The organism is Ferruginibacter sp., assembly GCF_014377975.1.
GTDB lineage: Bacteria > Bacteroidota > Bacteroidia > Chitinophagales > Chitinophagaceae > Ferruginibacter.
In genome coordinates, this window is sequence record NZ_JACMOO010000368.1 from 1 (window position 1) to 13802 (window position 13802).

8 protein-coding genes are annotated in these 13802 nt (G+C 37.3%); 4 read left to right on the forward strand and 4 right to left on the reverse strand.

Annotated features, from left to right (window positions below; all coding sequences use genetic code 11):
* Nucleotides 1-244 precede the first annotated feature (244 nt).
* The 3 genes from H7254_RS18165 to H7254_RS18175 all read right to left on the reverse strand — a co-directional run bounded on the left by H7254_RS18165 (nucleotide 245) and on the right by H7254_RS18175 (nucleotide 6080).
* Nucleotides 245-1228 carry a TraR/DksA C4-type zinc finger protein gene (locus H7254_RS18165; RefSeq protein WP_301934317.1) on the reverse strand — a complete coding sequence of 328 codons (984 nt, stop codon included), beginning with the start codon at nucleotides 1226-1228 and terminating at the stop codon, nucleotides 245-247.
* A 1-nt stretch (nucleotide 1229) separates the two neighbouring features.
* Nucleotides 1230-4643, reverse strand: a complete 3414-nt coding sequence (ileS, locus tag H7254_RS18170; RefSeq protein ID WP_301934318.1) for an isoleucine--tRNA ligase — start codon at nucleotides 4641-4643, stop codon at nucleotides 1230-1232.
* A 501-nt stretch (nucleotides 4644-5144) separates the two neighbouring features.
* Nucleotides 5145-6080 (reverse strand): AraC family transcriptional regulator, encoded by a 936-nt coding sequence (locus tag H7254_RS18175; protein WP_301934319.1) that lies wholly within the window; start codon nucleotides 6078-6080, stop codon nucleotides 5145-5147.
* A 289-nt stretch (nucleotides 6081-6369) separates the two neighbouring features.
* Between H7254_RS18175 and gyrB the strand changes: the two genes are divergently transcribed.
* The 4 genes from gyrB (at nucleotide 6370) to H7254_RS18195 (ending at nucleotide 12540) form a co-directional block, all read left to right on the forward strand.
* The gene (gene gyrB / locus H7254_RS18180) at nucleotides 6370-8361 is read left to right on the forward strand and encodes a DNA topoisomerase (ATP-hydrolyzing) subunit B (RefSeq protein WP_301934320.1); all 1992 of its coding nucleotides are present in this window, start codon (nucleotides 6370-6372) and stop codon (nucleotides 8359-8361) included.
* 107 nt (nucleotides 8362-8468) lie between these two features.
* Nucleotides 8469-8669: a hypothetical protein gene (locus H7254_RS18185; RefSeq protein WP_301924438.1), complete on the forward strand. Its 201-nt coding sequence runs from the start codon at nucleotides 8469-8471 to the stop codon at nucleotides 8667-8669.
* Between the two features lie 1032 nt (nucleotides 8670-9701).
* Nucleotides 9702-11792, forward strand: a complete 2091-nt coding sequence (gene ligA, locus H7254_RS18190; protein ID WP_301934321.1) for an NAD-dependent DNA ligase LigA — start codon at nucleotides 9702-9704, stop codon at nucleotides 11790-11792.
* Between the two features lie 85 nt (nucleotides 11793-11877).
* Entirely contained in the window at nucleotides 11878-12540 is a 663-nt protein-coding gene (locus tag H7254_RS18195) for a DUF2461 domain-containing protein (protein WP_301934322.1), read from the forward strand.
* 45 nt (nucleotides 12541-12585) lie between these two features.
* Here the strand turns inward: H7254_RS18195 and H7254_RS18200 are convergent, their stop codons facing one another.
* Nucleotides 12586-13341 (reverse strand): DUF6089 family protein, encoded by a 756-nt coding sequence (locus H7254_RS18200; RefSeq protein WP_301934323.1) that lies wholly within the window; start codon nucleotides 13339-13341, stop codon nucleotides 12586-12588.
* Between the last annotated feature and the right edge of the window lie 461 nt (nucleotides 13342-13802).

Consider the following 13802-nt stretch of genomic DNA (forward strand, 5'->3'; position numbering starts at 1 on the left):
CTGGTTTGGGCTAACATACTGCGGAGTTGCTGCACGCTTTTTTACTGCTTTTATTGGTTTGGCTTGCATCTCAAATGTTTTATTTGACCTACAACTCAAATATACCAACGTTTTAGAGTTGTTGAGCAGACCCTATTTAAGTCAGCTGCAATTTAGGCTTAGAAAATAAGAGAGAAATTTTTACCAAAAAAAGTAAGGGAGAATTGTTCAAACAATTCTCCCCTGCAATTAAAAATAGTTGTAGTTATTTTACTGCACCCATTTTGGCTTCAATACTTAGCGTAGCATGTGGCACTGCACGTAAACGGGCTTTATCAATTAACTTACCGGTTACACGGCAAATTCCGTAGGTTTTGTTCTCAATCCGCATGACGGCTTTTTCAAGATGATCAATAAAAGTAATCTGGCGGCTTGCCATTTGGCTCAATTGTTCTCTCTCCATGCTAAGGCTTCCATCTTCCATAGTCATATACCGGTTATCACCTTCATCGCCTCCCATTTCATCTTTTCTGGTAATTAAACCATGTAAATATGATAACTCTTTTTTGGCAGCTTCCAGTTTTCGCTGAATTAGTTCTTTAAATTCAAGTAATTCTGGATCACTATAACGTTGTGTTGGCGCACCGGGATCTCTTTCAGTTTTATCCAAAACAGACTTTGTAAAATCCGGTTGGTATTTGCGCACAGTTTTAGTAGTAATTTTTGGAATTACTACAGGCTTTGTGGCAGAAACTTTAATATCCTTTGCCTTTACTTCGGCTACCGGTTTGGCCGGCGCAGATGCTTTTTCACCACTTGGTTTGGCTACTATTTTTTTAATTTCTTCTTTCTTTGCCATAGATTTTAACGCTGGTGGAACAGCTTTTACAGGAGCAGATTTAATTGCTACAGGTTTTTTAATAACTTGTTTTACAACCGGTTTAACTGATTTAACCGGGGTTTTAACTTGCTTTGCAATTGGCTTTACTTGTTTTTTACCCTGAATGACCTTTGGTACAGATGTATTTTTTTTAACAAGCACAGCTTTTTTAATTACGACTTTTACTATGGATTTAATAGGTTTTGACGCAGCTTTTATTACTTTTTTACCAGCAGCTTTTACTATAGCCTTTTTAAGGACTACTTTTTTTAGAGGTACCGCTTTTTTTACTGGTTTGGCGGTTTTATTGCCAGAAGTTCGGGCAGATTTTACAACAGGCTTTGCTGCTGCTTTCTTTGTTGTTGCCATACTACTCTTCTTTTTTAACTACGTTTATTATTAAGATGGAATTGTTCACTTCAATTTCAGTGCCGTTGTTTAGTACGGGTAAAAAAGCAATCGAATCTGCCAAAATTTCGGCGCAAATATAATCTTTATATTGATTTAATGAAGATTGTACTATTTCATTTTGCAATACTGTCACAATTATTCTGTCTGTCAATTCAAAATTGCTTTCTTTCCGGATATTTTGAATCTTATTCACAAACTCTCTTGCGTTGCCTTCTTTTTTTAAATCATCAGTGATTGTAATATCTAAAGCTACGGTTAAACTTCCTTTATTTGCTACTTCATAACCAGGAATTTCATCGGTAGAAACTTCCAGATCCTCAGCGGTTATAAAAACAGGTTCTTCTTTGTTAACTTCGTAGTCAGGATTTAATAAATAGGGTCCATCCTGAACTTTATCTATCGCTGCATTATCAAATGCGGCAATTAATTCAGCTGCCCATTTCATTCTGGCACCCAGTTTTTTTCCTAAGGTTTTAAAATTAGCCTTTGCCTTTTTTTGAATAAAATCATTTTCTGCTCCTAAAATATCTACCTCTTTAATATTGGTTTCAGCTTTAATGATTTCTTCTGCCAGTTTTATCCTTGCCGCCATATCAGCATCAATTGCAGGAATAAAAACCTTTTGCAAAGGCTGGCGTACTTTAATATTCACCTTTTTGCGCAATGATAAAATTAAGGAACAAGCATCCTGCGCAAGTTGCATTCTATTTTCGAGGCTAATATTTATCATACCCTCATTGGCCACCGGAAAATCAGTATGATGTACAGATTCATTATTAAACCGGTGAGTAACTGAATTTAAATTATTGTACAACCAGTCTGAAAAAAATGGTGCGATAGGTGCCATCAGTTTGCAGAGAGTTTCCAAACATTCATACAATGTCTGATAAGCGCATATCTTGTCTTTTGCGTATTCGCCTTTCCAAAAACGCCTGCGGCAAAGCCTTACATACCAATTACTTAAAAGAGTATCAACAAAATCTTCAATAGCACGGCCAGCTTGGGTGGGCTCGTATTCATCCAGGCTAACCTGTACATTTTTTATTAAAGAATTAAGGGCAGATAAGATCCATTGATCAATTTCAGGCCTGTCTTTTAAGGGAATATAGTCTTCTTTAAAAGCAAATCCATCTACGTTGGCGTATAACACGAAAAACTGATAGGTATTATACAATGTTCCAAAAAATTTCCGTTGTACTTCTTTGATACCTTCCACATCAAATTTTAGACTATCCCAGGGCGAAGCATTGGTAATCAGATACCAGCGGGTGGCATCTGCGCCAAAAGTATCGATAGTATTAAATGGGTCTACCACGTTTCCGAGGCGTTTACTCATTTTATTGCCGTTTTTATCCAATACCAACCCATTACTTACAACGGTTTTATAGGCAACACTATCAAATAATAAAACACCTAAAGCGTGTAAAGTATAAAACCAGCCACGTGTCTGGTCAACACCTTCGCAAATAAAATCTGCCGGAAAGGCTCCCTCTATAGGATTGCTTTTTGAAGCAGCATGGTATTGCCAGAAGTTTTCTGTAGTTAACGGGCCAAATTCATTAGAGGTTGTATCCGGTAATCCCCATTGTGCATAAGGCATTGCACCACTGTCAAACCAAACGTCTACCAGATCTGAAACCCTTTTCATTGGTTTACCATTATTGCTTACCAAAATAATATCATCTACATAAGGTTTATGCAGATCCAGTAAATTTTCATGGAGGTAATGTTTATTGGTTTCACCGCCTAAAACTTCTCTGGCATTTTTTATTTCACTATTTAGTTCTGCAATAGAACCAATACATTTATCCTCTTCACCATCTTCTGTGCGCCAGATAGGTAAAGGTGTACCCCAATAACGGCTGCGGCTAAGATTCCAGTCCACCATATTCTCCAGCCAGTTACCAAAGCGACCTGTGCCGGTGGCCGCAGGTTTCCAGTTAATGGTTTTATTAAGCTCCACCATCCTGTCTTTTACAGCCGTTGTTTTTATAAACCAGGCATCTAACGGATAATAAATAATGGGTTTATCGGTACGCCAGCAGTGTGGATAGTTGTGTTCGTATTTTTCAACTTTAAAAGCACGATTCTCTTTTTTAAGCTTTACACTAATATCAACATTTACATCAACATAGTTTTTTTCATCTTTGTAATTTTTTACATAGCGGCCACTAAACTCACCCACACCATCTACAAATTTTCCCTGCTTATCTACAAGGGTTAGTATGCCCAGGTTATTTTTCTTGCCAACTTTATAATCGTCTGCGCCAAATGCCGGGGATGTATGAACTATTCCTGTTCCATCTTCTGTTGTAACAAAATCACCGGAAATAATTTTAAAAGGATTAGCTCCAGGTGTTAACTCCTGTATTTTTTCAATTGTATTGGCTTCGGAAGGAAGGAGCTGTTCGTATTCAAGCCCTTCTAAATCTTTACCCTTATATGCAGCTAAAATTTTCCAGGGTAACAACTTTGCCGTTATGTTATAATTTTCAAAATCTCCATTCTCATCTTCGGATTTAAAATATTTACTGATTAAGGCTTTGGCAAGAATTACATTATTAGGCTTATGTGTGTACGGATTAAATGTTTTTACCAAGACATAATCAATATTTGATCCAACTGTAAGGCCCAGGTTAGAAGGCAACGTCCATGGGGTGGTAGTCCAGGCCATAAAAAATACTTCACCATCAACATTTAGAATTTCTAATTTTTCATTTTTTATTGCCTTAAACATGGCCACTACACTTGTATCCTTTACATCTTTATATGTGCCGGGCTGGTTCAATTCATGACTTGATAAACCTGTACCTGCTGCAGGTGAGTAAGGCTGTATGCTTACACTTTCATACAAATGCCCTTTTTTATACAATTCTTTCAGACACCACCACAATGTTTCTACATACTTATTTTCAAAAGTTACGTAAGGATTGTTCAAATCAACCCAGTAACCCATTTTTTTGGTAATATCATCCCACTTATGTTTAAATTTTAATACTTCCCTGCGGCAGGTGGCATTGTATTCTTCCACAGATATTTTTTTACCGATATCTTCTTTTGTGATACCTAATAGTTTTTCAACCCCCAATTCTACAGGTAACCCATGTGTATCCCAGCCACCCTTGCGTTTTACCTGAAAACCCTGCATGGTTTTATACCTGCAAACAAGATCTTTAAGTGTTCTGGAAATTACGTGATGAATGCCGGGTAAACCATTGGCACTTGGCGGACCCTCATAAAAAACAAAAGGAGGGTGACCTTCTCTTAAACTGACGCTTTTTTCAAAAGCATTGTTTTTCTCCCATTTTGCCAGCATTTCTTCCCCAATAAGCGGTAAATTCAATTGCTGGTATTCTTTGTATCTGCTAGCCATATACTTTCCCTCTATCTAAACTTTTAAATGGGTGCAAAGGTAGTAAAATGGCCTTGTTTGAAGTAATTGAAAAAATTTGATCTTTTGTAGTAAAATCCTGCTATATTTTCTAAGTTTTGCACATTATATTCCTTTGGCATAGTATTGGCAACTTTTTTTTGCTCAGCTGCCATGTTAAAAATATTTAAAAGAGTTTGTAGTTTAAAGACAAAAAATTTTGCTGGTTTAGGGTTTTATTAGGGTAAAGACGGGAGTACTCCTACTCCCGTTATTTTTACTTTTCATCTTTTTCACTTCCCTCTTTTTATCCAACAGTATTTAACATTTTTTTTATCCATTATTTTCAAATATCAATTTAAAGCCAAAGTATCTCAAATTTGATTATTGAAAAGTCTAAATGATTTGAGGACAAAAAAAGTATACTAATTAATTTTAGTATACCTTTTTTTTCAAACTTTTATTTTCGAATTATCAGCCAAAATATAAAATGGGCGGTAACAATTAACGCAGCAACAGCTCACACGGCTTGATACCAGTATGTTTTTTAAAAGCCGTACTGAAGTGAGAGATGGAAGAGTAACCCAGCAACATAGATACTTCTGTTACACTTAGCCCTTTTTCATACAGCAAATATTTAGCATGTTCCATACGCTGACTCTGGTAAAAATCAAATATTGTGGTACCAAACATTTCTTTAAAACCCTTTTTCAAATAACATTCATTAATGGCCACCTTGCGGCTTAGTTCCTTTATTGTAAGCGGTTCACCAATATGTTGTATTAAAACTTCCCTGGCTTTGGTAATCTTTTCCCTATCAGCCTCATTGGCCAAAAACTTACAGGTAAAAACCTCTTCCTTATCTCCCAGCATACAATCAAGGCTATATAAAAGCAGGATTTGTGTTTGGGCGTTTATAAAAATATTTTCAAGCGTATCACTATAATTGTGGTTAAGCAACCCTTCGATAGCCATTCTGGTTTTGCCACACAAGGGTAATAACTTACTAAAAGAAGTAGTGTGTGTGAAGGATAGTACCTCATCTGAGATATTTCGCTGTTTTGTACCGCCGACAAACTGGGTTAAATAAGATGGTTTGAAACTAAAACTCAACACATCGATGCTGTTGACTTTTTCCACACAGGTTTTGGAGGCATTCATCTTGCAAAAATCACACTCCGACTGCTTTTCATAGCAATACACATTTCCAGTTACACAAAACTTTAATTCTAAATAATTGTCTGCTAAATTATTTTTTTCATAGTTATACACCAGCATGCCCGTATCTTCCATATTCCATTGCGGATCTTTTCTGTAACGCTTAATAGAATAATGAACCGATCCCGGAACTGAACGGGTAATGTCCTGCAATACCGACAATTCATTTAACATGAATGGTTGGTTATGCGCTATATTGAGTATGTCTGTTTGTTGATTCATTGATATATTTCGATGCAAATATACAACATATATTGCGATTTGCCCCCGGCTTTATGCAACAAACTATGTAAATATTGTGTCATTAAATTCGGGTATTTCTTCAAAACATCAAACAACAGGATCCTTTTTTTCCTGGAGTGAAAGTCCTTAAATAAGCTAAAATTTTGTGTGGAAATCTTTGTATAATTCCATCCCAAAAGGAGGATATAATTTACTTTAAACCCCTGATTTTCCTTATCTTCGCACGAATGTCGATTTTGATAATCTTTAATAGAATTTGACCTTAATTATGAGTACAGAAATTGAAGAAATAGTGCCGCTGATCACGCCATCTGTAAACGGTGGGTATGAGGCAGATAGTATACAGGTTTTGGAAGGTTTGGAAGCTGTGCGTAAAAGGCCAGCCATGTACATTGGTGATATCGGTGTAAAAGGATTACATCATCTGGTATATGAAGTAGTGGATAATTCCATAGACGAGGCATTAGCTGGTTATTGTAAAAATATTACTGTAAACATTAACGAAGACAATTCTATAACGGTCGAAGATGATGGCCGTGGTATCCCCACCGGGATGCACACCAAAGAAAACCGAAGTGCGCTGGAAGTGGTAATGACCGTTTTGCATGCGGGGGGTAAATTTGACAAGGGTTCATATAAAGTTTCCGGCGGATTGCATGGTGTGGGAGTAAGTTGTGTTAACGCATTGAGTATTAAACTGCATGTTACCGTTAACCGTGAGGGCAAGAAGTTTGAACAGGAGTATTCCAAAGGTATTCCTCAATACGCTGTTAGAGAAATCGGCACTTCCACCACAACAGGAACAAGGGTTCATTTTTGGCCAGATATGAGCATTTTTACAGAAAGTGTGTATAAAAGAGAAATCCTTGAAGGCCGTTTGAGGGAGCTGGCTTTTTTGAACAGAAAAATCACCATCATTTTAAATGACTTTAGAGAAAAAGAAGAAGATGGAAGCACCTACACCAAAACGTTTTACAGCGAAGGTGGTATAGTAGAGTTTGTTGAAATGCTGGATAAAAATGCCGGTCGCAACCCCTTATTGCCAACAGTTATTTATTGCGATGGGCACGATGCCAACAGCAATGTAATAGTAGAAGTAGCCATGATGTACAACACGGGTTACCAGGAACATCTTTTTAGTTATGTAAATAATATCAACACCATCGAAGGAGGCACACATGTTGCTGGCTTCCGCCGTTCCATTACCAGGGTTTTTAAAAGCTATGGTGAAAAAGAAGGTATGTTTGAAAAGGCGAAAGTAGAAATTGAAGGAGACGATTTCAGGGAAGGTTTGAGCGCTATTATTTCGGTAAAAGTACCCGAGCCACAATTTGAAGGGCAAACTAAAACCAAGTTGGGAAACAGCGAAGTGATGGGTGTGGTAGACAGTACCTTAAGCCGCGTATTAGTAGCTTACCTGGAAGAAAATCCAAAAGATGCCAAAACCATCATTCAAAAAGTAATACTAGCTGCTCAGGCAAGGGCTGCTGCCAAAAAAGCCCGTGAAATGGTACAACGTAAAAGTGTACTAACCGGTGGTGGCTTACCGGGTAAACTGGCAGATTGCAGCGATAAAGATCCGCACCGTTGTGAATTGTATCTTGTAGAAGGAGACTCTGCCGGTGGTACCGCCAAACAGGGAAGGGACAGAAGTTACCAGGCAATACTTCCATTGAGGGGAAAGATATTGAATGTGGAAAAGGCCATGGAACATAAAATTTATGACAATGAGGAAATAAGAAATATGTTTACTGCGCTGGGTGTAAAAATTGGTACGCCCGAAGATCCTAAAGCATTGGACATATCGAAGCTCCGTTATCATAAATTAATCATTATGACAGATGCAGATGTGGATGGAAGCCATATCGCCACGCTGATCTTAACCTTCATTTTCAGGTATATGAAGGCATTGGTAGAACAAGGATATGTGTACATTGCCCAACCTCCATTGTACCTTGTTAAAAAAGGCAAAGAACAGGATTATGCCTGGACGGATGAAGAAAGAAAAGCACTCATTACCTTATTTGGGCAGGGAAAAGATGATAGTGTAACCACCCAACGTTATAAAGGTTTAGGTGAGATGAACGCTGAACAATTGTGGGAAACCACCATGAACCCTGTTACCAGAACTTTGAAACAGGTAACCATTGAAAGCGCAGCAGAAGCCGACCGGGTATTTAGTATGCTGATGGGTGATGAAGTGCCCCCAAGAAGGGAATTTATTGAAACCCATGCCAAATATGCAAAAATTGATGTGTAAAGCAAAAGCGTAATAAGCAGCAAATTTTGGTAAACCCAATAATTTATGTAGCTTGTATCCTGAAGTTTACAACTTCCCCCATATTTACTAACCATAAATTCTACAAAATGTCAAAAATGTTAACAGCCTATTGCATGAAAACGAAGGAAAAAAATGTTCCATTGCAGGATGCAGTAATAACCAAAACAGCCCGTGGCGGCTACATGGCACAAGGCCATGACGGTAAGGGTAATAAAATGACCACCATGTTAAGCGAAGCAACCGCTTTAGAGGCCGTAAAAAATGGCGTCGCTAAACAGAGCTGGTAAATTTTAATGGTAAAAAAAATTATTAAGGCTGTCCGTGAGGAGAGCCTTTTTCTTAATCCTTAACCTGCTACATAAATAATTTATTAAACCTCTTTACACACTTTTTAGTTCCATCGCTACCAGATTGCTTTTCCCGTTAATTTACCTGTACTATTTAGATTTTTGTGCAGGAGAATTCTTCGGTGTATTCTACCAGCTTACCTATTGATGTTTAAGATGATATCGGTTTCCTTACTGGCTTTTACTGCTGTTAAAAGTTGTAGTATTTGATTTTCTCTATATTGCTAGTTCACTTTTACTTAATCTTAAAATTCTGCCATTTTCACTCTGTTTCAATGATTACTCCCTCGCAAAGTCAATTGGCATATGCACCACTGTTTTTTGATGATGTACATTATCCCTTAAATTATACTTCATTAATTTTCAACGGGGAGCTCCGAAAAAAAATCATTTTAGTACCAAAAGCTAAAACCAGGGTCAGTCTTCGTGTTGCATGCTATCAAGCAAACATTGAAAATTTAATTCAGGAAGAATATCTCAGCACATGGTCGACTTCATTACTCATTAAATTAGCTACACAGAAATTGAAATTACTCACAAAATAATACGAATCTTTCACTAAAAATGAATTTCAAAATGTTTTGTAAAAATTGAGTATTAAACGCAATCTACCCGATGCAGCATTGCAGATTCAGACAAATAATTTGCTGAATTACGGGTTAATTATTACATATTTGATGCCTTCACTTTAATAGAAATGTTTAAATATAACTGATAAAGCAAACCCATTAAGATTTTCAAATTGCGACGGGAATGGAATGTATTGTTTTACTATTCTTGCCCCGTTTTATTTTTTGGGCAAACCTATTTTTTTATTTTTTATACTTGCTGATAGTTTGTATCTTTTTTTGCAAACTGAATGTAGCAGCAGTTAGCATTCTGTTTCGGTTGTATAAAATAATTGCCGCTAGTATTATTTTATATGCCGTTTTTAGCCATCGAATTATATAATTTTACAGCAGAAGAAATTATATGTACGACAACGAACAAACAAAACTTTTACAGGCACAAACCAATAAATGGTTAAACGCAGGTAGTAAAGAAATTACAGCACACTTTATTGACGATTTAAGAAATATTCTTCGATTTCATGAGTACCGGTATTATGTACAAAATGATCCGCTCATAAGCGATGCAGAGTATGATGTTTTATACAAACTGCTGGAAAGATTTGAAAAAGAAAATCCTTCTCTCCTCGCCGATGACTCCCCCACTCAAAGAGTTGGTAAAGGATTGGTAAGCAGTTTTCCAAAAGTACAACACCTGGTACCAATGCTTTCGTTGGAAAACTCGTATAATGCTGCCGATTTAATTGATTGGGACAGAAAAGTAAAAGAACTTTCAAGCCTGGCCGAAATTGAATATTGTGTAGAGCCTAAATTTGATGGTGCCAGCATTTCACTGATATATGAAAATGACAAACTATCCCGGTCTGCTACCCGGGGCGACGGAGTGGTGGGTGATGAAATTACCATCAATACCCGTCAAATAAAATCTGTTCCGCTTAACGCCAAATTCAGCAGCTACGGTATTTACCAGATAGAGATCCGCGGCGAAGTACTGATCAATAAAAATAATTTTAAAAACTTCAACGATAAACTGATTGAAGAAGGTATTCCACCTTTTGCCAATCCGCGAAACTCCGCAGCAGGTTCGTTACGGATAAAAGATACAGCAGAAGTTGGGCGCAGAAACCTGGAAGCTTTTTTGTACCACGTAAGCTATATAACTACTACGGATAAACGCCAACCTTTAACCCACTCCGGTATGTTGGATATGCTTTGGAATCTCGGATTCAGAAGTCCAAAAAAAGAGGCGCTGGTAGTAACGGGGATTGATAAAGTGATTCAGCATGTAAAAGAATTTGAAAACAAGAGAGACACATTAACTTATGAAATTGATGGCATGGTAGTTAAAGTAAATGACCTTCATTTACAGGAACAGCTTGGAATGACCTCTCACCATCCCCGATGGGCCATTGCATTTAAATTTAAAGCCCGGCAGGCAACCAGCAAATTACTGGCGGTAAACTTCCAGGTTGGTCGCACAGGTGCCGTTACTCCAGTTGCAAGAATAGCAGCCGTGGCTGTGGGGGGCGTAACTGTTAGCAGTATTTCCATTCACAACGAAGAGTATATCAAAGAAAAAAATCTTATGTTGGGTGATACAATTCTAATAGAACGCAGCGGGGATGTGATACCACAGATTGTAAAATCATTTACAGAATTACGCACCGGCGAAGAAGAAGCTATACAGTTTCCCACACACTGCCCTGTATGCGGCCACTTGTTGTTTAAGCCAGCAGAGGATGCTGTTTGGCGTTGTATAAATATCAACTGCCCTGCACAGGTAGTAGAACGCATTATTCACTTTGTAAGCAAAGATGCAATGGATATAAAAAGCTTTGGTGAAGCCAACGTACGCAAGTTTTATGAGCTTGGCTTATTAAAAGATGTACCCGGTATTTACCAGTTAAATTATGAAGCCATCGGGCAATTGCCGGGATTTGGAAAAAAATCGCTTGGAAATTTACAGGATGCAATACGTAGTTCTAAAACACAGCCCTTGCACCGTTTAATTTATGGATTGGGTATACGATATGTAGGAGAAACCACTGCCAAAACGCTGGCTAATATAGTAGATGAGTTATTGGAATTTACAAATTACAGTGAAGAACAATTGCAACAGGCAGAAGATGTGGGCATAAAAGTTGCCGGAAGTATCTACCGGTTTTTTCACGATGCAGAAAATTTACAAATGCTTGCAAAGCTGCAACAGCTGGGCATCTCATTAACAAATCAGAAAAAACAGGTAGCCGGTACCGGAACACCGCTGGCAGGACAAACATTTTTATTTACCGGTACACTTACCCAATTAAAAAGAAGCGATGCAGAAACAAAGGTGGAAGAAAACGGGGGGGAAATTGTGAGCGGTGTAAGCAGCAAATTAAATTATCTTGTAGTAGGAGAAGATGCCGGCAGTAAACTGGAGAAGGCAAAAAAAATTCAGACGATTAGAATAATAAGTGAAGAAGAATTTATAAAAATGCTGCCTGTTTCATAAACTATTTTTTTCAAAACTACTGCGTCAACTCTAATACATTCCTTTTGTATAACATTACATTTTTATCAGAAAAAATAATTAAAAAATGCTTCAACCAACTACCATACGTTTTTTAAAAGATCTGCAGAATAACAATAACAAGCCCTGGTTTGATGCCCACCGGAACGTGTATGAAAATGCCAAAGCGGATCTGCAGACAATGGTCGGCCAGTTAATACCTGCAATTGCGGCTTTTGATCAACCGATAGGAACGCTGCAGGTAAAAGATTGTACTTTCCGCATCAACAGGGATGTACGGTTTAGTAAAAACAAAAGCCCTTATAAAAATAATATGGCAGCCTATTTTAGCCGTGGAGGAAAAAAGGCAAGTGTGGCCGGATATTATTTTCACTGTGAGCCCGGCAAGAGTTATGCTGCCGGTGGTTTTTATTCTCCCATCTCTCCTGAGCTAACTAAAATACGTCAGGAAATTGATTACAATTTTACTGAATGGAAAAAGATAATTGATAGTAAAATATTTAAAAATTATTTCCCCCAGGGGGTAGATGGAATTGAATCGCTTGTTAGACCACCAAAAGGCTATGATGAAAATAACCCAGCCATTCATTACCTTAAAATGAAACACTTTATTGTAAGCAAAACCTTTACCGATGCTGAACTACAAAGCAAAACACTTGTTAAAGATGTTGCAAAAGTTTTTAAAACAATCAAACCAATGATCGATTTTTTAAATCTTGCAATAGAATAATTTAAAGGGTTTTTTGATTTGCCTCGTTTTTCACAATTATTATTATTAGCGCTTTGCAACAGGACAAGCAAGTTCATTTTTTTTGTTAAATTTAAATACCAGTCCAACGGTATGCGATTGGTAAAAATCTTTTTTATCCGGATTTGCAACCCGGCTAAAGCCATCTAAGTAATCAGTAAAAGTATACCTGAAATTTGTTTCAGCGGTTAATGATATGTTAGGAGTTAAATAATATTCCACTCCAATACCTGCTGGCAAAATGAGTATACTGCGAGGCGGTGTTTTGCTCATATCAGCGGCAAGCCCTGAGGTTACCCGCAGCTCATTTACAAAATAAGATTTATTTAAATTACTGCTACGGTCTATTTTTAAAAAACTCACTCCAGCACCTCCAAACAAATACGGCGAAAAGCGGTTACCAATTTCATTGCTATTGTTACCAAACATATTCCATACCAGCAGTTCAGAAAATTCTGTAACCGGTGTTGTAAAACGCAGGTTACGTTGCTGCCTGTACGCTGGGCTGCTATACCGTGCATCAGCGCCCATTAAATTTCCATGAGCAAGATTGGTACGCAAAATAAAAGATGGATTTAAAATACGGGAAATATACAAACCAGGGGTTGGCTTCAATGTTTTGTACGATCCCATGATCTCCGGAGTAAGATCTCCCTGGTACACAAATACGCCTCCGTTAATTCCCACGTGCCAGTTACTTACATTTAACTGTGCTTCCGAAATTCCAATACTTACCATCCATATTGCAATGATAAAAAAGCCTGCTTTGTTCGCTTTACCCATGGTGATAATTTTTTAGATTGATAAAAAATTCCCGTGAAGTCAGTTAAAATCCGGTAAAATTTGAGTGTAGATATCAATCCATAAAAAGGGGAAACAGCACTTTTGAAATACGTTTGTTGAAGTAATATAATGCGCTAAGCTATACAATATTGCATGCCGGAATCACAAAGAAATCATAAAGTAAAATGAAAGATTTATAAAAGTGATTATTATTAGAGGCGGTGTTAAACACATGCTCAAACGAAACCGGTAAATATTGCAATTTTTGTTTGGGGTGAGCCATCAACAATTTACCTAAAGTAAATTGTATAAAGGCTTTGGATAGGTTGTTTAATTTAAGATTAGTAAAAAATTTTGTGCAAAACGATCAGTAAATAGTTTTTCATTTGAACGGATATTGCACTTAAAAAGCATTTTTTACAATGTTACAACATCTATTTTTTTACAGAAGTCAATAAACA